Raw genomic sequence first — 23584 nt, 5'->3', positions numbered from 1 at the left:
CTTGTAGACAATAAAAGTATCGTTCTTAAAGGAGATGTCCAATGTCAGTCATTAAGATGGCGGATTTAGATTTAAACGGCAAGCGTGTATTGATCCGCGAAGACCTAAATGTGCCAATTAAAGATGGCAAAGTTGCGTCAGATGCACGTATTCGTGCAGCATTACCAACTATCAAACTAGCACTTGAAAAAGGTGCCAAAGTAATGGTTATGTCTCATCTTGGTCGTCCAACTGAGGGTGAGTTCGACGCGCAATACTCTATGCAGCCTGTAGTGGACTATCTTAATGATGCTCTGTCTCAAGAAGTACGTTTGGTGACGGACTATCTTGACGGGGTTGACGTCAGCGACAATGAAGTAATCGTATTTGAAAACGTACGCTTTAACGTGGGTGAAAAGAAAGATGATGAAACCCTTGCAAAGAAGTTAGCTGCCCTGTGTGATGTTTATGTAATGGATGCCTTTGGTACTGCACATCGTGCTCAAGCGTCGACACATGGTGTAGGCCTCTATGCTGAAGTGGCTTGTGCAGGTCCATTGCTTGCCGCCGAGCTTGAAGCGCTTGGTAAAGCTCTAGATAATCCAGCTCGTCCTTTGGTTGCTATTGTTGGTGGCTCAAAGGTATCAACAAAACTCACCGTACTAGATTCGCTATCTAAAGTTGTTGACCAACTCGTTACCGGTGGCGGTATTGCCAATACTTTTATTGCAGCAGCAGGTAACCCCGTTGGTAAGTCATTGTACGAAGCTGATTTGATACCAGAAGCGAATAAACTTGTCGCCGCTGCGAGAGCAAATGATGGTGATATTCCAGTTCCGACTGATGTGGTTGTAGGTAATGAGTTTTCAGAATCTGCGGTTGCAACTATTAAGGATGCGAGCGAAGTTTCAGACGAAGACATGATCTTCGATATAGGTCCTGACACCGCAACGCAGCTCGCTGAAATCATTGCAAGCGCTGGCACTGTTGTATGGAATGGTCCTGTGGGCGTGTTCGAATTTGATCAATTTGGCAATGGCACTGAAGCAATTGCCAATGCAATTGCTAAATCGTCAGCATTTTCAATTGCTGGTGGCGGTGATACGTTGGCCGCGATTGACAAATATGGTGTTGAGCAAGATATCTCTTATATCTCAACAGGTGGTGGTGCTTTCCTTGAATTTCTTGAAGGTAAAACCCTACCAGCAGTTGCTATGCTTGAACAGCGAGCTAAAGACTAAAATTGATTGAGGCAGCTTCGGGCTGCCTCTTTTACTACCTAGCAATCATCACTCTCTCACTTATTTGATGATTGCTTGGCGACGCTCAATGGCGTCAGGTTAACCTCGATGAGGGTTAATCACACCAGCACGGCTGGTGTATATATATTATCCGTTCAAACCGATAGCGGTGGCTATCAACAATTGGAGAAAAGCAATATGGCTTTAATCAGTATGCGTCAACTTCTCGATCATGCAGCTGAGCATGGTTATGGCGTTCCTGCATTTAACGTGAATAACCAAGAGCAAATGCGTGCGATCATGGAAGCTGCGGACAAGACTAACAGTCCGGTTATCGTACAAGGTTCTGCTGGTGCGCGTAAATATGCTGGTGCACCGTTTATCCGCCACATGATTTTAGCAGCGGTTGAAGAATGGCCTCATATTCCAGTTGTAATGCACCAAGATCACGGTACTTCGCCTGCGGTATGTCAACGCTCAATTCAACTTGGTTTTTCATCAGTGATGATGGATGGTTCATTGCTAGAAGATGGTAAAACACCGTCGAGCTATGAGTACAATGTCGATGTAACACGCCGTACAGTTGAAATGGCTCATGCTTGTGGTGTGTCAGTAGAGGGAGAGCTAGGTGTACTAGGCTCACTTGAAACTGGTGAAGCAGGTGAAGAGGATGGCATCGGTGCAGAAGGTAAATTAACAGAAGATCAGCTACTTACTGATCCAGAAGAAGCGGCAGACTTTGTCAAGAAAACCAATGTAGATGCGCTTGCTATCGCATGTGGTACATCACATGGTGCTTATAAATTTACTCGTCCACCAACGGGTGATATTTTAGCGATTAACCGCATCAAAGAAATCCACGCACGTATTCCTGATACACACCTAGTAATGCACGGCTCTTCATCTGTGCCACAAGACTGGTTGGCTGTTATTAATGAGTTTGGCGGTGAAATTCCTGAGACTTACGGTGTGCCGGTAGAGCAGATTGTAGAAGGGATTAAGTATGGTGTTCGCAAGGTCAATATAGACACAGATCTGCGTCTTGCATCAACTGGTGCAATTCGTCGCCACTTAGCACAGAACCCTAGCAATTTTGATCCACGCAAATTCTTAGCCGAGGCGACCAAAGCGATGACTGAGATCTGTGTTGCTCGTTATGAAGCTTTCGGTACGGCAGGTCAAGCAGCGAAGATTAAGCCAATTTCACTTGATGATATGCACCTGAAATATTTAACAGGTGAATTAGATCCAAAAGTAAAGTGATCACAGTACGAGCATAGCTCCGCTTAGACTAGAGCTTCGCTGTCAAAGTAATCTAAAAGCCCCTAGAGTTAGGGGCTTTTTTTGATCAAAAAAACGATCTTGTACACTTTTTATAATAGGTAACTTAATTCAGTCTGTTTACTTTTTGTGATATTAAGTGAGGAAATTTTCTGTAGATCGGGTTAAGTTGGGATCAGATCTTTACTAACTAACCAGTCTCTAGCATAACACTCTGGGTGTTTTAGCCGATATGATCGACGCTTGTGGTAGTGTAGATGTAGCTAGTAGTACTAGAATTGTGGTGTCAATTCGCCTTATGTACAGCTCTTCATGATCAGTGTTGGGGGAAAGCTATTTTTAAAAGGTATTGTATGGTTGTGACATTAAATTTATATTAGCAATAAAAACAATATCTTACTTTTTTCTCCCGCAACTTTAAAACCAATTTACTTCGCGCTTAGTGTTCACTTCAGCCGGGATCATTTTTATACCAAGTAAGTCGTCTAACGTGCTGAGATCAATCAACGATGAGATCCTGGATCATTTTTATACTAAGTGAATGTGCGTAAAAGTCAGTTTTAGTTAGTATGAGCGCGATCCCGGCAGTGATCACTTAGTAAAAAAATGATCTTGAGCGTAAAATTCGAAGTAGTTAATAAAATAACGATCCTACATTTTTGCTTTCTTGATCTGTGGCTAAAAGAGTCTAACTTTAAAAATATGAGATCAGGACGTGATGAGTTGACTCTCGCCGCTTGCTTTCTAAACCTTGTTGTACTGCGCCCAACTAATCCCCAAGGTGATCAATTATGAAAACGAAATACCTCTGTGCAATCTTGCTTTGTGGCAGCTTCGTCAGTATGTATGGCTATGCTAATGACGCCGTGTCTGTATATGGCCGAGCACATGTTGGCATACAAAATACTGACAAAGATGGAGATAGTGACACATCGATTGAAAGTTATAACTCAAGAATGGGGCTCAAAGGATCGACACAGATCAACGAAGGTATTGATGTTTTTTATAAATACGAATTTCAAGTTGAGATCGCAGATCAAGATAAAGATGGTAAGTCTGGAGATAACCTGACGGCAAGATCTCAGTATTTGGGGATCCGAGGTAAATATGGCCAGTTGTTAATCGGCCGCGATGACACGGCAATGAAGAAGTCCCAAGGCAAAGTTGATTTAATGAATGACTTTTCTGGTGATATTAATTCTTTTTTTGTTGGAGAAAACCGACTGGGCGACACCGTGCAGTATTCAACACCAGCAATAAACCATTTGAAGTTTACTGTGAGTTACATTGCTGAAGAGAACAGCAAGCAAAAAGATGAGGATGGACTGTCTTTAGCTGCAAGTTATGGTGATAGTAAGCTCAAGAAAACAAGCATATATATTGCCGTTGCTCATGACAATCAGGTCGCTGGACAAGACATAAATCGTGTTACGGTACAGGGGAAACTGGGGAGCTTTAAAGTAGGGGGAATATACCAACAAAGTGAAGCGATAGACAGTAATGATGAAGTTGATAGCTACATGATAAGTGCCTCGTATAAAGTGAGTGCTTACACTATACTAGCTCAGTATCAAGACTCTGACGGTGCTAATGGTAAGCTCAAGGATTCAGGAAATGCGACGTCTTTTGGAGTCGAAAGAAGCTTGAGTAAACAAGCACGTATGTATCTTTGGTACTCTAAGTTTTCGCTTGATAATAATGAAGATCACGACGCAATGGCAGTAACATTACGTTATGACTTTTAATACTTAGCGAGATATTGTATCGACAGTACTTTTTATGTGTATTTGGTTGACGTTTATTCTATTTTAAATGGCATATGATTAGCGAAAACAAAATGAATGTACATATTTTAAAAACATAATTATTCTTCAAAAATAAATTTATTATCTTATTTAATAACATGTACTTATGACTTTGAAAATATTCTTTTTTGCGCTGAAAAAAGAGATTTTTTTGGCTTGTTTTCAGTTTACACGTTACACTTTCATAAAACTGTCATAGTTAGTCATAATAATGACATCAACAACGTCGGTAACGAGAGAACATTGGGAATGTCACGTAAAGTACTTGTAGTTGATGATGAAGCACCGATCAGAGAGATGTTGGTGTTTGTATTAGAACAAAATGGTTTTCAAGCAATTGAAGCTGAAGACTATGATTCAGCAGTGGCTGCCATGGTAGAGCCATACCCCGATATGGTACTGCTTGACTGGATGCTTCCTGGGGGCAGTGGCATTCAAATCGCTAAAAAATTCAAGCAAAGTGAATACACTCGTCAGATCCCAATCATCATGCTTACAGCGCGAGGTGAGGAAGAAGACAAAGTGAAAGGATTGGAAGTTGGTGCGGACGATTACGTGACAAAACCTTTCTCTCCAAAAGAGCTTATGGCTCGAATCAAAGCGGTGATGCGACGGGTGTCTCCCACTTCTCTTGAAGAAGCAATAGAAGTTCATGGCTTGCGCCTTGATCCGATATCCCACCGTGTTACTTCTGCTGGTACTGAGCTTGATATGGGACCGACAGAGTTTCGATTATTACACTTTTTCATGACACACCCCGAGCGTGTTTACAGCCGAGAGCAATTGCTTGATCATGTATGGGGAACGAATGTCTATGTTGAAGATCGCACTGTTGATGTACATATTCGACGGCTGCGAAAAGCGATTGCACCTCTAGGCCATGATCGTTTGGTGCAAACCGTGCGTGGTGCAGGTTACCGTTTTTCGAGTAAACTGTAATTGGTACTCCAAAAGAAGCTATATTGTATGGCTTCTAAATGGATTTCTTTATGTATCGAGTAATTGATAAGCAGGCGTTAACTAGACGCCTGTTTTTGTATTTCTTACCTTTAGCGCTTATTGGTTATTTACTCAGTGCGCCTTTTCTATTTCTTTTCATTGGTGCCTTCGTTTTATTGGTTTGGCATTACAAGCAGCTTTATCGTTTAAGTGATTGGCTGATCAACCAGCGCAGCTTCAATCCGCCTGAGGGCAAAGGAGCGTGGGAGCAAGTTTTTGAAGGGATATATCAGCTACAACAGCGAAATCGTAAAAAACGCAATGAATTAGCTGAGCTGATCCGTCGCTTTCGAGAAGGCGCTGAAGCTATCCCTGATGCGGTTGTCGTATTACAACAAGATTTGAGCATCGTGTGGTGTAATCAGCTCGCGTTGAAAGTGCTCGGATTACAATGGCCGACAGATCATGGTCAGAGGCTAGATAACCTTATCCGAGATCCCAAGTTTGTAAAGTATATGAATGAGCATCGTTTTGATGAAGCGTTAGAGCTCGACACTGGACTTGCACATGAGCAAGTATTGGAGATCCGAGTTATGCCTTATGCTGAACAGCTGATGCTGGTGGCACGGGATGTGAGTCGGCTAAAGCAGCTTGAGCAGATGCGCAAAGACTTCGTCGCTAACGTTTCTCATGAACTACGAACGCCTTTAACTGTGATGGCTGGCTATTTAGAAATGATGGACAGCGATAATATGCCTCCGCCAGCAATGTGGGCTAAAGCTCATGGCACCATGATAGACCAATGTAAACGAATGGATAGTCTCGTCAATCAGCTACTTTCTCTATCTCGCATCGAGGGAGCTAGGAAGCAAGATAATGATAAAGCTGTCAATATTCCAGCTATGTTAGAGTTGATCCACACCGAGGCTAAGTCTCTCAACCAAGACAAAGGACATACACTAACGTTTGATATTGATCAGACATTAGATATCAAAGGGGCGGCGGATGAATTGCGTAGCGCATTCTCAAATTTAGTGTTTAATGCTATCCACTATACCAAGCCTAATGGTCGGATCCATGTGCGGTGGTACCTTGAAGATGAAAAACCAACATTTTGTGTAATAGACAATGGTGACGGTATTGCACCGGAACATATCAATCGCCTCACTGAGCGCTTTTATCGTGTCGATAAGGCACGCAGTAGAAAAACTGGTGGCTCAGGACTCGGTTTGGCTATTACCAAACATGTGCTTTCTCGACATGATTCAGCGCTTCGCATCGAGAGTAAAGTCGGTGAAGGTTCCCGATTTTGGTTTTCTTTTTCAAAGCAAAAACGCATTTTTATGACAAATGATGAAAGTCATAAAAGTGTAATTTAAAGGTAATTTTATTGTCATTTTATCGCTGCACAATGAGCAGCGTAAAATAACTGGGACCAACAATTGGAGTGACCCCAATGAAATTTAAAAGCTTAGTTGCCGCAATGGGTGTGGCCGTTACTACATTAGTTTCTACTCAAGTATCTGCATTAGATGAAAAGTTACCTGAGTATAATAAAACCAGCGGTATCTCAGGAAACTTCTCATCAGTTGGTTCTGATACGCTTGCAAATATGATGACGTTTTGGGCAGAAGAGTATAAAAGAATATACCCTAACGTTAACATCCAAATTCAAGCGGCAGGATCATCTACTGCGCCTCCAGCATTGACAGAAGCAACGGCAAACTTCGGTCCAATGAGTCGTAAGATGAAGTCAAAAGAGATTGAGGCTTTTGAAAAGCGCTATGGTTATAAACCGACAGAAGTTCGTGTAGCAATTGATGCACTTGCCGTATTTGTACACAAAGATAACCCAATCGAAGGTCTAACGATTGAGCAAGTAGATTCGATTTTCTCATCAACCCGTAAGTGTGGTGCTCAAGCGCAAGCAAATCGTTGGAGTGATATCGGCTTGACTGGAGATTGGGCTGCCAAAGACATCCAGCTATATGGTCGTAACTCAGTGTCTGGAACATATGGATACTTCAAGAAAAAAGCATTATGTAAGGGTGATTTTCGCAATAATGTAAATGAGCAACCAGGCTCTGCTTCTGTGGTACAGTCTATCTCTTCTTCAGTGAACGCGATTGGTTACTCTGGTATTGGTTATAAAACTTCGGGTGTACGTACTGTACCTTTGTCTAAAAAGGGTACGAATTATGTTGACGCTACACTTGAAAATGTAGCTCAAGGAAAATATCCACTGTCGCGTTTCTTATATCTATATGTTAACAAGCATCCAAACAAAGAATTATCACCGATTGAGGCCGAATTCTTAAAAATGGTACTTTCGAAAGAAGGCCAAAAAATCGTAGAGAAAGACGGTTATGTGCCAATGTCTAGTGAAATGGCTACGCGTGAGCTGAAAAAGCTAGGACTATTATAATCCCAACCAAATAGCCAAGTACTTGTTGTTATTAATGCCGCTTTCATGCGGCATTTTTTTGTTGCTACAACTCAATGTCCCCTTATTAAATAATTTGTCTAAATATTCATCTTAACGCGGCAAAAAAGCTGGAAATATTCTATATTTAGTTAAAATTTATAATAAATCAGTCGATAATGAACTCGTCTTACTTCAAAAGGTGTATATATGAGTCTAGGTACTGCTTTTGCTGATCTAAGTATCACCAAAAAGATCCATGCAATAACGCTCGTTGCGGTTATCGCTTTTGTGGTTATCGTGTTTGTTAACTATAACGCTATAAGTTCTAATCAGAGGGCACTTAATGAGCTGGAACAGCAAACATATAAAATCCTGAACCTAACAACGGAGAATGCCAATAAATTACAAAATTTAGATGAGTTGTTCACGCAGGCGGTCACTTTTGGCGATGCTGAATTATTAGATAAAGCAAAAGAGCATCGGCAACAAATCCAAGATAATCTGCAGAAAATAAATGAAATCCAAAGTGGGTTTATACCATCAGATAACAGAGATGAACTTACTCAGTATGCAAAAATTGCGCAGCGAATTGCATCAGGCATGATTGACGGAACCGCTGATTTTACCCGCATTCAAGAAGACGCTAAAAACAAAACTGCAATTTATGAAGCACTGGTAAAAGATTTTACGACCGCCAAAGAAAATGCGAATGACCGCTTTGTTGAGTTGTTACAAAATACAGAAGCTCGCTCCTCAAATGCCCTAACTATCATGTTAATTGTGGCTGTTATCTCGTTAATCGTGCTGATTTTACTCGCTGTTATCATCGCGCGGGGGATAGGTAACTCAGCTAAAGATGCTGCCCAAAATCTTAAGTTACTCGCTCAAGGTCAAGGGTCATTATCTACTACTTTGAATGTTCGATCTCACGATGAGATTGGCCAAGTATCAATAAACTTTAATGATTTTGTAGGCCTACTTAAAGGGGCAGTTGTTGAAGTGATGAATGTAGTTGAGCCGTTAATGCAGGACTCAAGTCGCTTGGTTAAAGGCATGGAAAAAGCGGAAGGTGCTACCAACCAACAAACACATGATGCTGAAGTGGTGCGTCAATCAATGGAAGAGATGCGCTTAAGTGTTGGTGATATCTCCAACTCGGCATCACAGGCATCTGATGCTGCTCAGCTTGCTGAGCAGGAAGTTGAGCAGAGTAAGCGTCAAATACAAGTATCAGTAAATGAATCTCAAGCTCTGAGTGAAGAAATCAATCATGCGGCAGAAACCATTAATAAGCTTGCTGACGATACTCAAAATGTGACACAAATACTTAATGTTATTACGTCGATTGCTGAGCAGACTAACTTGCTTGCTCTCAATGCTGCAATTGAGGCTGCACGAGCGGGTGAGCAAGGGAGAGGCTTTGCGGTTGTTGCTGACGAAGTAAGAGAGCTGGCTTCTCGAACTGCTAAGTCAACGAATGAGATCAGGGAACTACTCAATGTCTTAACAGAAGCTGCCAATCAAGCGGTTAAGGCGATGACAAGTGCCAGTAGTATGGCCATTAATAATGCAGAAGCAGCTGCGCAAACAGGACAGTCAATTGAGCAAATTGCCGAACAAATTTTATCTATAAATAGTATGAATGGTCAGATTGCAGCAGCAACAGAGGAGCAAACTTCGGTTGCTGCGATGGTTGTGAATAATGTAACTTCTATGCACCAATCTTTCCAAGACACGATGCAAGCGCTAAATGAAGTGCAGGATGTTGCTGAGAACCTGCATGTGTTGTCGGATAACTTAAAAGATGCAACCTCTAAATTTAGAGTATAGAGGCAATGTAACTACCACAAAATAAAAAACAGCCACTTAAGTGGCTGTTTTTTATTTAACCTGAGCTCAGGGTAAGAAGTTAGTTAATCAACTAAAATACCCAAGCTCATAGGCATAATATCATTCTGGCCAGTTTTAGCGCTAACTGAGTTAAATTCACTTCCAATAGCCCGCTATTGGTGCGTAATACCAATTGCCTTGTCTGCAGGATGTAGATACCTTAGCGAGAGCAGGACGCGGAAGCGGTGTTTCCCTAAAACTCTTTGGCTAGATAAGTAAAAAAACTAAGCTGTGATTTAGCAACAATGAGTTGGAACATGTCTTATCCAAATCTCAGGTTAAATCGCTTAACCCACATTAGTACTTCCCAACTACTTTGACCGCGTCCGTCACTTTGCTTGCGTCAATATAGCCTATCGCATCAGCATTTTTTGAGACAAATTCAATGATTGCTTGGTCGTTAGCTAGTTTTTTTGGTGGTGTCCCTTTACCTGTAAATACGAGCTTAGACCAATGCGCATTTAGCTGAGAACTTGATTTACCGATTACTTTGTCGTTGAACTCATCAAATGTCGCATTGCCATCTTGATTGACTGGGTTTGCACTGCTGCCATCAGCAAATGACTTGCTTTTGCCAAGATACAGCTTTTTTATCACAGCCTCGTCTACGCTTGTATTGTTGGCTGTATTAACAATAACGGCGATATCAGCAAGTGCTATTTGACTGCTCAGCAGCAGACCTAAAGTTATAATTTTCTTAATCATGTGCGACCTCTATTAGAATACTAAATCGATACCGAAGCTTAACAATTCAACTTTTTGATCCGTTAGCTGGTTGTCAAATTGATTTAATTCAACTTTGAATGCCGCTGATGGATGAAAGTCGTATCGCGCTCCAACACTCCAGGTTTCAGACTCAGCTCGGGCATCCGAAAGCGCGCCATTTACAAGCGTTTGTAAGTAAGGTGCATTTGGATTAGTTGGATCTGTAGTAACAGGAATTGTGACACCATTAGGTGCTGTGATCGTAAGTGGAACAGAATTAAACTCGTCGTTTGCATTCTTATCTTTGTTGTGTTCGTAAGTCAAATGTACAGTCCATTCATCCATTCGATAACCGACAGAAGCGTAATACTGTTGCTGCTTTGCTAGTATGCTATCGTCTACTTCGAATTGTGTGAATTCAGCATCAAATAACACATCATTGTAATCAATAGAAATACCAAATGCGGCAAAATAGGCATCGTCTTTCTCGACAGCTAAATCTTCAGCTTGCTGCGTGAGACCATAGCCCGCTAGTCCCGCTAATAACCCTGAAAGCTCTGGACTGTTTGCTGCACTGATACTCGCTTCTGTAGCAAAATATGCCATGCGCATACTGAACCAATCACGACTAAGCGTCCAGTTGGCACCTACAGTGTTGTTCAACTCAGCTTCGTCAGAATAAGTAATTGCGATAATATCATCATCGACGCTACCCAATGCAAATTGTACTGTGCTATCCCACTGGCCTAACGTGGCATTGTGAATGTAACTAAGTCCGTTATATGTACTAAAGCTGAGGTTGTAGACAGACTGAGGTGGCTTTATCCAGCGGTAAGCATAACCTACATCCAGAAAATCAGAATATCGATAAAACGGAATTCGCATTTTACCAGCGCTGATCTGTGCGGAATCCGAAATAGTATAGGTTAAATATGCCCATTCGAACTCTGCATCAAAATCATTTGCTCCTCGGCCGACGATTTGTGCCGTAGCACTAAGGTTATCTTGCAAATCAGCCGCTAGCTGTAATGCAAATAAGCTACGATTTTCCATATCAAAATCGTTATCGTAACCAAAAAGTGTATCATCACTATCCAGCGTTTGGCCGCCAATTATAGAGGCAAAACCATTAATTCTGATTTCAGCAGCGCTATTGAAACTTATTGTGCCTAGTGCTATCGCTAAAGCAATTGCTGATTTTTTCATATTGATTCCCATTTTCTTTGCAAAGAGTCATATTAAGAATGTGTACCTATAAAGGGTGATTCGCCGATTTAGTTCACATTACTTTGTCTTAGAGGTTAGTGTAAAAACTTGAAATAACAAGTTACTAACAATACATAACTGCGATAATCAAGCGCATAATTTCAATTACTAGGGTAATACCAATTTGACTTAATACTTGCTCAATTTGAAGGAGTAAATCTGGCGCTAACAGCGTTAAAAATTTCTTATTTAGAACAACTAAATAGCAAAATTTTTGCCTGGTTATCGACAAGATTTTCTGGCCTCAAAATAGACCACTTAATTAAGATAATCGGTATAAGACACACTCACCTCATCTGACCACTCAAATTGTATCGTAAATTATTCCAAGGTTACGAATAAAAAATAGCAGAAATGATGATAAAGCTGGGGAAATGATAACTAGGAAGCACAAAGAGTATGCTAGCGCTTGCTCTTTGTGATTTTTTCGGCTTGTATTTTACAGGCATTATGCTGCTCAATGCACTTATCTGTACACAACTGTAATGACATTGTTTCTGGTGTATTTTGCATTTCACAGCTGCGTTCACATTGATAGTGCTGTTGAGCACATTGGTTTAATTCAGGTGAGAGTGTACTCGTACAACCAAGCATTGTGGTTGCTAATACTAATAATATGAACACAGTTTTCATCATAAATCCTTAAAGGGAAACTTGTATATTGTCAATCAACCTGACTTTCCCAAGAAATGCAGCGGCAAGAATTACCAGCCTATCATCTTCGAGTGTAGCAGGTCTTAGGGTATCTTTTTGACAAATGTTGAAATAGTCCAACTTTAAGCCTTCATTATGTAGCATATCTGTGGCATTTTTTATGATCAGATCAAAGTCTTTTTCGCCTTGCTCTAGTGCTGAAGCTGCCTTTTTCAGTGCTTGAAAAAGTACTTTTGCCGTTTCTTTTTCTGACTCAGAGAGATAGCCATTCCTTGAGCTCATAGCAAGTCCTGATACCTCTCTTTGAGTTGGCACTCCGATGACTTCAACTGGAATAGAGAGATCTTTGACCATTGTTTTGATGACTTGTAATTGCTGAAAGTCTTTCTCACCAAAACAGGCGAAATCTGGCTGGACTAAATTAAATAGCTTAGTGACAACTGTCGCAACGCCACGAAAATGGCCTGGGCGCGCACCACCGCAATGACCTTCAGACACACCGGGGACGTCAACAAAGCTTTGTGCTTCCAGTCCGCTGGGATAAATAGTATCAACGCTTGGGGTAAACAAAATATCGGTTTCTAGTTCTGCAAGTCCCTGTTTATCTTGTTCTAACGTACGAGGGTAGCTATCAAGATCTTCATTCGCACCAAATTGCATTGGATTAACAAAGATGCTAACGACAACTTTATCTGCGAGTGTTTTTGCTTTTTCTACCAAAGAGAAGTGACCTCGATGAAGGTTACCCATTGTAGGTACGAAAGCGATACTTAACCCTTGTTGGCGCCACGCTTTAACTTGGCTTCGAAGAGACTTTATCTCAGTAACTGATTGCATGTTGTACTCTAACTTAAAAATAAATGTACCAATTCAATATTGGGCTGGAATTGGGGGTGAGCGGTGAGTAGTGCACACCGCAAGTTATATCATTTTATCTTAATATCCGCTCAGTTTGAGGAAAAAAATTAGGTACCTACTACATTAACAGTTTTTTATTTAGAACAATTAAGTAGCAAAATTTTTGCCTGCATGTATATATATAGGAACCCTGGCGATAGTAGGCGCGCTAGCCATGTTATCGACAAGATTTCCTCGCCTCAAAATAGATCGTTTAATTAAGCTGGTTGATATTAATTAAACTCATGCTCAGCTGCCGGAAATTCACCCGATTGTACATCGGCACAAAACTTCTTTACGGCATCTGGCATGTTACCTGTCTCTAGTAGAAAGTTTTTTGAAAACTTAGGAATATACCCAGCAGAAATACCAACCAAGTCATGCATCACTAGGATTTGACCATCAGTTTCTTTTCCTGCACCAATACCGATGACCGGGATCGAGACTGCATCAGTGATACGCTTTGCTAGTGCTGAAGGTACACATTCAATCACGATCATTTGAGCGCCTGCACGTTCTAGTGCTTTTGCATCATCAACCATCTTTTGTGCTTGTTCTGCTTCACGGCCTTGGATTTTGAAACCACCAAAAACATGAACAGACTGAGGGGTTAGGCCTAAATGACCACATACAGGAATACCTTGCTGTGTGAGCTTTTCAATACTTTCATATAGCCACTCTCCACCCTCAAGCTTGACCATATTTGCACCTGCACGCATTAACTTCGCTGCATTTTCACAAGTGGACTGTGGATCTGAATAGCTCATAAAAGGCATATCAGCTATCACAAATAGCGCTTTACTCCCAGCTCTTACACAGCGGGTGTGGTAGGCGATGTCTTCAGTGGTTACAGCTAGTGTATCTTCACCGCCTTGTAAAACCATACCTAAAGAATCACCCACTAAGATGACATCGACACCGTTGTCGTGAAATAGCTTTGCAAAACTTGCATCATATGCAGTGAGGGCTGTTATTTTTGTTCCTTCACGCTTCATTTTGGCAAGTGTTGATACAGAAATTTTTGCCATATTGAACCCCTTGGGTTGAATTAATTAAGGATGGTTAGTCCGTTAAGTGGTAACTGTTCTGCCAAAGACTCAAGGGTAGTACCATCAGGTAGTTTGAGTGTTGGCGCAATTTCTAATAATGGATAAACGACGAACTCTCGCTTCGTTAGGCCATAATGTGGCACAACCAGCCTCTCACTCGCAATGATTTCCTCATTGAAAAGCAGAATGTCCAAATCAAGAGTGCGTGGTCCCCAGCGTTCTGACTTTCGTACTCTTCCGTGTTCAAGTTCTATCTGTTGCAGAACATCTAATAATGCTTCGGCAGCTAAAGATGTTTCCAACTTAGCTACTGCATTAACATAGTCAGGCTGATCTTGAGGCCCCATAGGCTTGGAGCCATATAAACTAGAGTGATGAATAACAGATAAAGCAGGGTGAGAGGCGAGCACAGTTAGCGCTCGCTGTAGTTGTGTCATCGGTTCGGATAGGTTTGCGCCCAATCCAATGTACGCAGTATTCATTTAATCTTCTTTTGGTTTTCTTTTTGGTTTTCGTCGTGGGCGACGTTTTGGTTTGTTCTGACTACCTAAATTGCGCACCATCTCTTTTTGGCCATTGACATCGCTTTTAAGATATTCAGTCCACCATGTTGCAAGGTCAGATTGATCTTGTTCGCCACTTTCTACACGCAGTAACAAGAAGTCATAAGCGGCCTTGAATCTAGGCTGTAAACTTAAGCGATAGGCACGTTGACCCGCACGTTTATCCAAGCGTTGCTGAATATGCCAAATGTCGCGAGCACCCAAAGTAAATCGCTTGGGAACCGCAACATGCTTTGCGTTATCAGCAAGTATGTGATTGATAGCTTGCATAAACGCGTCGTATTCATTCATTCCATCTGCGGCTAAAGCATGGCTTTTCTCTAAAATTGGAAACCATAAAAGTGCTGCATAAATAAAAGCAGGGGTCACTTTTTTATTGGCGTTAATACGGCTGTCCGTATTGGCAAACATTTGTTGAATAAAGCGACGTTCAAATTCACTTTCAGGTCTTGCTAAAATTTTGTCGAGTGCAGGAAACAACTGAGAAAATAAGCCGTATTCACGCATTTGCAGAAAGTTCTCTTCTGCCTTGCCATTGAGAAATAGCTTGAGTGTTTCTTCAAATAATCGTGCCGCGGGAATATGACCCAGCAATGGTGCCAAGTCTTTGATCGGTGTGCGCGTTGGTGTTGCTATTTCCATTCCTAGCTTTGTAGCAAATCGAATAGCTCGGAGCATACGTACGGGATCTTCACGGTAGCGCGTTTCAGGATCGCCAATTAGCTCAATTTTGCGTGCCTTAATGTCGCTAACACCACCGGCAAAGTCTCTTAATGTAAAATCATTAATAGAATAATAAAGCGCGTTAATGGTGAAGTCGCGACGCTCTGCATCTTCTTCTATGCTGCCGTAAACATTGTCACGTAAGAGCTGTCCATGTTCGCTTGCTTGGCTGGTAGTTGCACAAGAATCGTCGCTTTGGTGGTGACCACGCATCGTTGCCACTTCGATAATTTCACGGCCAAACACAATATGTGCAAGGCGGAAGCGGCGGCCAATTAAGCGACAGTTACGAAATAATTTTTTAATTTGCTCCGGTGTCGCGTTCGTTACTACATCAAAGTCTTTAGGCTCTATTCCGAGCATAATGTCTCGGATACAGCCACCAACCAAATAGGCGTCGTAACCACCATCTTTTAATCGGTACAGTACCTTGATAGCATTAGGGCTAAATTGTTTACGAGATATACCATGCTCGCTGCGAGGAATAATCACAGGTGTCGGGCTGGTCTTTTTCACCGTCTCATCGCCTTTTCCAGTTACGAACTGGCGGCAAAAGTTTACAAGCTTGGAAATAATAACTCGTCTCCTGAGCAATCAAGTTTTCGATTTTAGTGGTTATAAAGCCCTGCTTTGGTGTTAAAACAGGTCACATTTAAGGCTCGCTATCATATACTCAAATGAGACTAAATTGAAGTACTTGAAAACAGCGGGCGAAAAGCAAATTCACCATTTTCTAATGAGTTTAGTTGAATTTCTTGTACTTTAGGGATGGAATTAAGGTTAAAAACATCGACAGCATGTTCTAGCAACGCGTCGATATTTTGATAGTCAGCCATTGAGCCTACAGGTACATTCAAATACCGTAGCGCGGCATGGAGTGTCGGGAGTGGGTGATGAGTATCAATTGCAGGTGCATGATTTTGTTTTGATAATTTGAAGCCTGGAGCTGCTACAGCAAGTGGAAGATGTGCATACTCAGGTACAGACTGGTTTAGCTGTTGGAACAAACTAATTTGTCTAGCGGTAGGTGCTAAAAGGTCGGCTCCTCGTACGACATGACTGATCTGCTGTTCAATATCGTCCACAACAACCACTAGCTGATAAGCAAATAAACCATCTCGACGTTTAGTAATATAATCTTCATGGGCAATCGCATTGGGAATAACGACAGCACCTTGTATCTTGTCATTAAACTCGGTAACAGGAGAGCGCTGCTGTAAGCGCAGTGCATTACCTTGCAGACTTAAGTTCAGATCACGGCAATGATTATTATAAAATCCACCCATGGCTTTAATCTGTTTTCTGGTGCATTGGCACGCATAAACAAGCTCGTTGGATGTTAATTCATCAAGGTAAGACTGATATAAAGTGTGGCGCTGAGATTGATAGACAACCTCTTCATCCCAATAAAGGCCGTATGCTTCAAGAGTTGCCAATATATTTTCGGTAGCACCGGATACCACTCTTGGCGTGTCTATATCTTCAATACGAACGAGCCACTGACCACGATTGGCTTTTGCATCTAAGTAACTGCCTAACGCTGCGACTAAAGATCCGAAATGAAGCGGCCCAGAAGGCGAGGGAGCAAATCGACCGCGATAGCTCCCAGATTGCTTTAAGCTTGGGGACACAGAGCTGAGGTTATCCTCTGCCTTGTTGTTTTTCTTTAATTTCTGCGAGAGATTTACAATCTACGCATAAATCGGCAGTTGGTCGCGCTTCAAGGCGACGAATACCAATTTCAATACCGCATGATTCGCAAAAACCAAAGTCGTCATCTTCAATTAGCTGAAGTGTTTTCTCAATTTTCTTGATTAGCTTACGCTCGCGGTCGCGAGTACGCAGTTCAAGAGAAAACTCCTCTTCTTGCGCTGCACGGTCCACAGGATCAGGAAAGTTTGCCGCTTCATCTTGCATGTGTGTTTTAGTACGATCTACTTCGTTACGTAGATCGGCACGCCATGCTTCTAATATTGCTTTGAAATGAGCACGTTGTGCTTCATTCATGTATTCTTCGCCTGGCTTTTCTTGATAAGGTTCTACACCGGCTTGAGCCAATAACCCTAGTTTTTTCTGGTCTGGCATACCATTCTCCTAAATCCTTAATACATAACCCCAGCTTTCGCCGGCGGGTATAAATAGCAAAATCTTTACCCCTTAGCAAACACTTTTTTAGTGCGAATGTCAGCCTCTTTTTCCAAAGTTTAGCCTTTTGGGGGAGAAAACTATCACGGCTATATGTGGGCGGCATGAAAAAAGTCAAGCGCAGTCAAAAGGAATTTCTTCAATTAATTGTACTTGGCGATCATCAACGTGTGCTCGGTAGGCGATAATTTCAACCCCATGAGAGATTGCTTCTTTTATTAATGCTGCGTACTTTTGGTCAATATGGGCTGCGGGTCTCACATTCTTAATTCCGGTATGTAGAGCCGCAAACAGTAGCACAGCACGGTGGCCTTGTTGTTTTATTTGGATTAATTCTCTTAAATGCTTTTGGCCTCTTGCCGTTTCAGCATCGGGAAAAAAACCTTGCTGCTGCTCGAGTAGAGTTACAGACTTTACTTCAACGTAGCATAAGTGTGGAGGTTGTCCATTTTCATTGCTACTTAATAAAATATCAATGCGACTATTTTCAGCACCGTACTTTATCTCTGTTTGCAGCGTATCATAGCCGTTTAACTGCGTGATTATCCCGCGCTCTATTGCTTCAACGGCAACTTTGTTTGCCACGACTGTGTTGACGCAAATAAAGTGACCCACTTGATCTTGGGTAAGCTCCAAGGAGTGAATATATTTTCGCTTGGGGTTGTCACTGGTTGAGTAATAGGCAGTAAACCCAGGGTCTGCACAATTCGTCATTCTCCCCGTGTTGGCACAGTGCACGGTAAATTCCTCGCCATCAGCGGTACGTAGATCAACGAGAAAGCGCTTGTAGCGTTTTAATAAGGTGGCTTGCTGTAATTGGCTAGAAAAGTTCATTGGTCGCTTTCAGTTGGGTGAATTTAAGGGCTAGTGTACACTTAAGCACACGTATAAGCACAAGAGTGAAAAATAGAATGTCAGAGAAATTTATTGTACGACTGAGCGAAGCAGCAAAACCCGCATATTTATCAGCGGGTGCGGCCCTGTCGTTTGAAAAGGACGGTGCTTCAATTCATTTGCAACAAGATGAAACGCTAAAAAATATCCAAAAAGCGGCACGTAGTATCGCTCAGCAAGGAATTAAACAAGTACACCTTGAGGGTGAGTTGTGGTGCACTGAATCACAATGGGCATTTTATCAGGGGTTTGTCTCACCTAAAGCACTAGATGGTGTGGTTTTTGCTGATAATGATCAGTCAGATCTAAAAGAACTTGCTGCATTGCAGTCATCAGCCACTTGGATGCGTAAAATGATCAATGGCACTGCGGAAGATATTTACCCTGAGAGCCTGGCGGGTAAAGCGGCTGAGTTTATTCAGTCTCTTGCTCCTGAGCATGTGAGCTACCAGATCATTAAAGGTGATGCGCTATTAGAGCAGCAATGGATTGGTATTCATGAAGTTGGACGCGGTAGTGAGCGCCCTCCTGTATTGCTTGAACTGGACTATAATCCAACAGGGAATGACGGGGCACCAGTGAGTGCTGCGTTGGTTGGTAAAGGGATCACGTTTGACTCGGGCGGCTACTCAATTAAGCCAAGCGAAGGCATGCTTACAATGAAGTGCGATATGGGCGGTGCAGCTACCGTAACAGCAGGATTAGCTTTAGCTATCCAGCGAGGTTTTGACCGTCGAGTTAAGCTATTCTTATGCTGCGCTGAGAACCTTATTTCAGGTCACGCTTATAAATTAGGTGATATTCTTACATATAAAAATGGTACCACAGTTGAAATCGTGAATACTGATGCTGAGGGTCGTTTGGTACTTGCTGACGGCTTGATGGCTGCTGGTGAAACTGGCGCTGAACTTATCATTGATGCAGCTACGCTGACAGGAGCTGCATTAGTCGCCGTAGGCCAAGAGTACAACGCGCTTTTTGGACTTGATAAAGCATTAGTCAATGATGTACAGCAATACGCTAGCGAGGAGTTTGAGGCTGCATGGCCACTGCCGCTTGAAAAATGGCACCAAAATAATTGCCCATCACCATACGCTGATACTGCAAACAGTCGTGCACAAAAAGGTGGCGGCTTTGGAGGCGCATCTAATGCAGCTGGCTTCTTATCTCGTTTTGTTCCAAATGAAGGTCAAGGCTGGGTGCATATTGATCTTGCTGCTTCATTCCAGAATAGTGCTGGCGGTCAATGGTCTGCTGGTGCCACAACGCTTGGTATGAGAACGGTTGCAAGAACATTGCAAGAAAAAGCATAACGGCTTACCAACTGAGGCTGCTCCGCTCATGGAGCAACCTCATTATTTTCAAGACAGCAGTGCCGCAGCCAGACGAACAAAATCTGAAGATGTGAGTATGCCAACCAGCTTGTTTTGCTTATCTACCACCGGCATACAGCCATGTCGATTATCAACAAAAAAACGTACCACATCTTGTAGTGATTGATCCGGTTGCACACTTGCAAAATCTGTTGCCATAATATCCAAAACTTTAGTTTGCTTTTCTTTACGAGCTAGTGCATTTGCGCCATAGGTGGCCATAATTCCCATGACTTTGGCAATCATGATCTTTTGAGTCAGCATGCCTACCAAAGTACCGCTTTGGTCAATCACCGGAATATGACGAACATTTTTCTCTTTCATTAAGTTATGCGCATCTTGCAAGGTATTCTCAGCACTAACGGCGAATGGATCTGGTGTCATTAAATCAGCTACGGTTTGAGTCATTGGTTACTCCTTTTCACTACACAGTCTTACCATTGAGTGTAGCTTGATTCGACTTTAATGTACGGCATTGAGATCAAGTTTTGAACTATTTGTCGTGCCTTAGTTCTTATTAAAATAACAATAAAAAGGATAACCCGATGAAAAAGTTACTGATGTTAGGTACTGCTGCGATTTTGCTTTGCAACTCAGTTTTTGCAGCCGAGCGAAGTGTGGAATATGGCGAAATTAATAAAATTCTAGATTTAATTGCTAACAAAGCGCAGTCGCAATATATCTTGTCTAAATTTACCGTAGAAGTGAAGCAGCCAGAGCTCAAACTAGAAGAGGTTAAACTTTGGCTCGAGCACGATGGTAAAGTCATTGCCAATGGCACCATAGATAAAGATGGCAATATCGATTTGCCTATTCTACCGCAGCCCCGCGCAGATGAAGTCAACTTAGTGATCAACCAAGAAAAAGACGCTGTTGCGATTATGGTTAATACCGATATAGCGCCGCTGACTAGACAGCAGGTTAAATATCGCGATTTGTTTATCCTTTTGGAGGATATGGACGCTTTTGTTGAGCTGATGGCAGGCAGTTTGTCTTGGCTTGCTCCTAATTTTGATGAACTGGAATTTACATTTTCTGAACCTGCATCAATTCAGTTTGTGGATGCAAAAGGTAAAACTCAACAGTTTATGACGGATGATGAGTTTAAGATCCAAATTCCTAATAAGAAAAAATGGATGCAGCAAAACCCATCCTTGCAATTTAGTGTTTTACCAAAACAGTTTGCGCCCATTGACTAGAGAAGAGGGCTTCTATGCCTGCTAGCGGGTAAGCATAACTTTTTCCATTAGGTAATTAGTTAGCACTTCGCCACGAACATTCACCTGCTGTTCTTTTATCACATCAAAACCAAAACGCTCGAAGAAAGGCTTAGCCGTTTTGCTAACATGGGAAAATAAGCGCGTTATGTTGGTTGTTCTGCTGTGTTCTAAAAGTGCGAGCATAAGTGCTTTCCCTATGCCTTGGCCTTGATGTTCTGCATGACAAAAAAAGTGATCAATCAGTCCGTTAGCTTGGATATCAGCAAAACCAACAATTTTACCGTTCAGCACGGCCACAAGGGGCTGATTACTCCTTAATCGGTCTTGCCAGCTCTCATCAGCTATGTCGCTATGTGCCCATGCTTTGACTTGGTTATCGGAGTAATGCTTGATAGTGACAGAGCGTATCGTGTCAAACATAAGCTTACGTAATACGGCTTCTTCGCCGCATTGAAACTGTCTGATGGTAATCATTGTTAGTCTTTATTCCTGAAGTCGTAATTGTCCGGAAATAGCATGTTGCTCAGCAGTTTTCGCCAGTCTTACGTATTTTTGTTCAACCAGTTGAGACACAGGAACTAATTCGATGTCAGTACTTTCAAGCTCAGCTAATTTGGTTGCAAGGAATGCAGCTGTTTCCTTGTATGGGTGTGCAATAATAATAACTTGTTGATGGCTTTCAAGTAATTTAAGCATCTTTTGCCACTGGGTATTAAGTGCAACAGCGGATACATCATTGTCCAAAAAGACTTGTCGAGCGATGTTTTTTACTCCATATAGGTTGGCTGCATACTGCGCCTGACTGTGGCTGGTGGTACGGCTATCTAAAAAGTATAGACTACGTTTTTTTAGTATTTCCATCGTCCATTTCATGGGATCAATTTGTTCTGTTAATGCTGACCCCATGTGATTATTCACACCCTTTACTTGGGGCAGGGTAGATAATGCGTTACCAAGTGTCATTTGGAGCTGCCACTTTTCCATACCTACCGTTAAAGCGCCGGGCCCTAATGTCTTGTTAGGGTCTTTTGCCTGCATAGGAACATGAAGCATGAGTTCTCGCTGTTGACGGCTGGCGGCAAATGCAAATTGCTGAGAATAAGGCGTGTGAGGCAGAATCGAAAAAGTGATCCCACCTGGTAGAGAGAGTAATTCTAAATCACGTTGATGATTTCCAATATCATCAATCACAATAGCAAATTGTTTTGCTGGCACTGCGAATGTTATACAGGCCAGCATTAACCCGATAATTTTTATTAGCACACGATCTTATTGTTGTAGTTTACCGCCTTACTTAGCGGCTTTTCATTATTGTGATTGAACTAATGCAAACGCCTTTGGCCAATGTGATGCAAGTTGTTCAATGCCATTTTTTTTGATGGATTCTTCACCAGTGATTATAGCGCTTTTATCGAGCAGGGAAAGCGCTTGTTTGGTGAAATATACATCAGGCTCTACACCCGTGCCCTCTATTGATGTCCCTGTGGGCGTATAATATCTGGCTGTGGTTAATTTTAGTGCGGTGGTGCCATTTCCGATAGGGATAAGAGACTGCACTGAGCCCTTACCATATGAGCGCAACCCTACAACCAGTGCTCGTTTATTATCCTTTAGCGCAGCTGCCAATATTTCAGCAGCAGAGGCTGAGTTGTTGTTTATCAACACCACAATAGGGGCACCATTGAGTATGTCTCCTTGTCTTGCGAAGTAGGCTTGATTAGCATCGAAGAAGCGCCCTTTAGTTGTGACTATTGTGCCACTGTCCAGAAATAAATCTGATATTGCAACCGCGCTGTTTAAAGTTCCACCTGGGTTATCTCTTAAGTCAATGACGAGCTTTTTCAAGGCGTCACCATATTGCAACTGTAAGTAGTTTATTTGTCTCGCAACATCGTGGTACGTATGGTGATTAAAGCTATTTACACTCAAAAAACCGGTGCCATCTTTGAGTAGTTTACTGGCAACACTTTCGAGCACGATCTCTTGTCGTTTTAATGCGATATTGACTGCGCTTGAGCCTCTTAGTACCACCAACTGCAGCTGGTTTTTGTTAGCAGCTTTTAGTAGCGCGGAAACTTCGGCTATTGTCTTTCCGGTGACGTCAATGTTATTAATCAATGAGAGCTTATCGCCGCGCTCAATACCAGCTATCTCTGCCGGAGAATTAGGGAGCGTATCTACAATGGTTACATAATTCCCTTGTTCTTCTACTTCAATACCAAGCCCTGTATAGCGACCGTTTGCAGCGCTGAATATGGCTTCTAATTCTTCTGAATCTAAATATTTAGAGTAAGGATCTAGGTTGTCAAACAAACTGGAAAGGTTACTTTGGTTGTAACGGCTAAGTGGTAAATCCTCAACGTAATAGGTATGGATATGATAAAGGATCTCATCCATTTCTTGAGCGGAAAACTTTTTTGCAGGTGTTTGACTTAGCGCGCTAAAGCTTAGTAACAGTAAAATACCTAACAGTGCGACATAGCGTGCCGCAAGCGCATAGAAACGAGTTTGTCTATTCATGTGCTGCTCCTCATC

The 23584-nt window shown here is 42.1% G+C and carries 23 protein-coding genes; 9 read left to right on the top strand and 14 right to left on the bottom strand.

Translation table 11 applies throughout. The features are described 5' to 3' along the window. Positions 1-41: 41 nt before the first annotated feature. The 7 genes from J8Z24_RS14160 to J8Z24_RS14130 all read left to right on the top strand — a co-directional run bounded on the left by J8Z24_RS14160 (position 42) and on the right by J8Z24_RS14130 (position 9500). Positions 42-1220, top strand: a complete 1179-nt coding sequence (locus J8Z24_RS14160) for a phosphoglycerate kinase (protein ID WP_176033806.1) — start codon at positions 42-44, stop codon at positions 1218-1220. 198 nt (positions 1221-1418) lie between these two features. Then, positions 1419-2483 carry a class II fructose-bisphosphate aldolase gene (gene fba / locus J8Z24_RS14155; RefSeq protein ID WP_125253333.1) on the top strand — a complete coding sequence of 355 codons (1065 nt, stop codon included), beginning with the start codon at positions 1419-1421 and terminating at the stop codon, positions 2481-2483. 809 nt (positions 2484-3292) lie between these two features. Further along, complete coding sequence (locus J8Z24_RS14150) at positions 3293-4246, top strand: porin (RefSeq protein WP_128729650.1); 954 nt, start codon at positions 3293-3295, stop codon at positions 4244-4246. Positions 4247-4555: 309 nt separating this feature from the next. Beyond that, the gene (gene phoB / locus J8Z24_RS14145; RefSeq protein ID WP_010378755.1) at positions 4556-5245 is read left to right on the top strand and encodes a phosphate regulon transcriptional regulator PhoB; all 690 of its coding nucleotides are present in this window, start codon (positions 4556-4558) and stop codon (positions 5243-5245) included. 50 nt (positions 5246-5295) lie between these two features. Then, positions 5296-6624 (top strand): phosphate regulon sensor histidine kinase PhoR, encoded by a 1329-nt coding sequence (gene phoR / locus J8Z24_RS14140; RefSeq protein ID WP_125253331.1) that lies wholly within the window; start codon positions 5296-5298, stop codon positions 6622-6624. Positions 6625-6701: 77 nt separating this feature from the next. Further along, entirely contained in the window at positions 6702-7670 is a 969-nt protein-coding gene (locus tag J8Z24_RS14135; RefSeq protein WP_125253330.1) for a PstS family phosphate ABC transporter substrate-binding protein, read from the top strand. 207 nt (positions 7671-7877) lie between these two features. Then, positions 7878-9500, top strand: a complete 1623-nt coding sequence (locus J8Z24_RS14130) for a methyl-accepting chemotaxis protein (RefSeq protein ID WP_128729649.1) — start codon at positions 7878-7880, stop codon at positions 9498-9500. A 357-nt stretch (positions 9501-9857) separates the two neighbouring features. Here the strand turns inward: J8Z24_RS14130 and J8Z24_RS14125 are convergent, their stop codons facing one another. The 10 genes from J8Z24_RS14125 to sfsA all read right to left on the bottom strand — a co-directional run bounded on the left by J8Z24_RS14125 (position 9858) and on the right by sfsA (position 18396). Beyond that, positions 9858-10265: a type 2 periplasmic-binding domain-containing protein gene (locus J8Z24_RS14125; RefSeq protein WP_128730529.1), complete on the bottom strand. Its 408-nt coding sequence runs from the start codon at positions 10263-10265 to the stop codon at positions 9858-9860. Between the two features lie 12 nt (positions 10266-10277). Beyond that, a complete protein-coding gene (locus J8Z24_RS14120) occupies positions 10278-11471 on the bottom strand; it encodes a porin (RefSeq protein WP_125253327.1) in 1194 nt (397 codons plus the stop codon). Positions 11472-11933: 462 nt separating this feature from the next. Next, entirely contained in the window at positions 11934-12164 is a 231-nt protein-coding gene (locus J8Z24_RS14115) for a hypothetical protein (RefSeq protein ID WP_128730531.1), read from the bottom strand. A gap of 9 nt (positions 12165-12173) precedes the next feature. Continuing rightward, positions 12174-13022 (bottom strand): pantoate--beta-alanine ligase, encoded by an 849-nt coding sequence (gene panC, locus J8Z24_RS14110; RefSeq protein ID WP_176033805.1) that lies wholly within the window; start codon positions 13020-13022, stop codon positions 12174-12176. 293 nt (positions 13023-13315) lie between these two features. Then, a complete protein-coding gene (panB, locus tag J8Z24_RS14105; protein WP_176033804.1) occupies positions 13316-14110 on the bottom strand; it encodes a 3-methyl-2-oxobutanoate hydroxymethyltransferase in 795 nt (264 codons plus the stop codon). Between the two features lie 20 nt (positions 14111-14130). Beyond that, positions 14131-14613: a 2-amino-4-hydroxy-6-hydroxymethyldihydropteridine diphosphokinase gene (gene folK, locus J8Z24_RS14100; RefSeq protein ID WP_128730534.1), complete on the bottom strand. Its 483-nt coding sequence runs from the start codon at positions 14611-14613 to the stop codon at positions 14131-14133. Beyond that, positions 14614-15933 carry a polynucleotide adenylyltransferase PcnB gene (gene pcnB, locus J8Z24_RS14095; RefSeq protein WP_176033803.1) on the bottom strand — a complete coding sequence of 440 codons (1320 nt, stop codon included), beginning with the start codon at positions 15931-15933 and terminating at the stop codon, positions 14614-14616. It lies immediately after the preceding gene. Positions 15934-16100: 167 nt separating this feature from the next. Further along, on the bottom strand, positions 16101-17048 hold the full coding sequence (gluQRS, locus tag J8Z24_RS14090) for a tRNA glutamyl-Q(34) synthetase GluQRS (protein ID WP_252094875.1): 948 nt from the start codon (positions 17046-17048) through the stop codon (positions 16101-16103). A gap of 10 nt (positions 17049-17058) precedes the next feature. Beyond that, entirely contained in the window at positions 17059-17502 is a 444-nt protein-coding gene (gene dksA, locus J8Z24_RS14085) for an RNA polymerase-binding protein DksA (RefSeq protein WP_017216564.1), read from the bottom strand. Positions 17503-17676: 174 nt separating this feature from the next. Further along, entirely contained in the window at positions 17677-18396 is a 720-nt protein-coding gene (sfsA, locus tag J8Z24_RS14080) for a DNA/RNA nuclease SfsA (protein WP_176033801.1), read from the bottom strand. Between the two features lie 77 nt (positions 18397-18473). Between sfsA and pepB the strand changes: the two genes are divergently transcribed. Further along, the gene (pepB, locus tag J8Z24_RS14075; protein WP_252094874.1) at positions 18474-19769 is read left to right on the top strand and encodes an aminopeptidase PepB; all 1296 of its coding nucleotides are present in this window, start codon (positions 18474-18476) and stop codon (positions 19767-19769) included. Between the two features lie 48 nt (positions 19770-19817). On the opposite strand, the gene J8Z24_RS14070 is transcribed toward pepB, so the two are convergent. Then, a complete protein-coding gene (locus tag J8Z24_RS14070) occupies positions 19818-20237 on the bottom strand; it encodes a CBS domain-containing protein (RefSeq protein WP_125253319.1) in 420 nt (139 codons plus the stop codon). A gap of 137 nt (positions 20238-20374) precedes the next feature. Here J8Z24_RS14070 and J8Z24_RS14065 point away from each other — a divergent pair, with 137 nt between their 5' ends. Next, positions 20375-21028 (top strand): DUF2987 domain-containing protein, encoded by a 654-nt coding sequence (locus tag J8Z24_RS14065; RefSeq protein ID WP_252094873.1) that lies wholly within the window; start codon positions 20375-20377, stop codon positions 21026-21028. 21 nt (positions 21029-21049) lie between these two features. On the opposite strand, the gene J8Z24_RS14060 is transcribed toward J8Z24_RS14065, so the two are convergent. The 3 genes from J8Z24_RS14060 to J8Z24_RS14050 all read right to left on the bottom strand — a co-directional run bounded on the left by J8Z24_RS14060 (position 21050) and on the right by J8Z24_RS14050 (position 23569). After that, positions 21050-21523, bottom strand: coding sequence for a GNAT family N-acetyltransferase (locus tag J8Z24_RS14060; RefSeq protein ID WP_252094872.1), 474 nt, complete (start codon positions 21521-21523; stop codon positions 21050-21052). A 9-nt stretch (positions 21524-21532) separates the two neighbouring features. Then, entirely contained in the window at positions 21533-22276 is a 744-nt protein-coding gene (locus J8Z24_RS14055; protein WP_252095640.1) for a divergent polysaccharide deacetylase family protein, read from the bottom strand. 81 nt (positions 22277-22357) lie between these two features. Further along, positions 22358-23569, bottom strand: coding sequence for a S41 family peptidase (locus J8Z24_RS14050; RefSeq protein WP_147390161.1), 1212 nt, complete (start codon positions 23567-23569; stop codon positions 22358-22360). Positions 23570-23584: the final 15 nt, after the last annotated feature.

This window comes from Pseudoalteromonas sp. SCSIO 43201 (assembly GCF_023716725.1).
GTDB classification, from domain to species: domain Bacteria; phylum Pseudomonadota; class Gammaproteobacteria; order Enterobacterales; family Alteromonadaceae; genus Pseudoalteromonas; species Pseudoalteromonas peptidolytica.
Note: the sequence above shows the minus strand (reverse complement) of the source record. Positions and strands in the feature narration are given on the sequence as shown.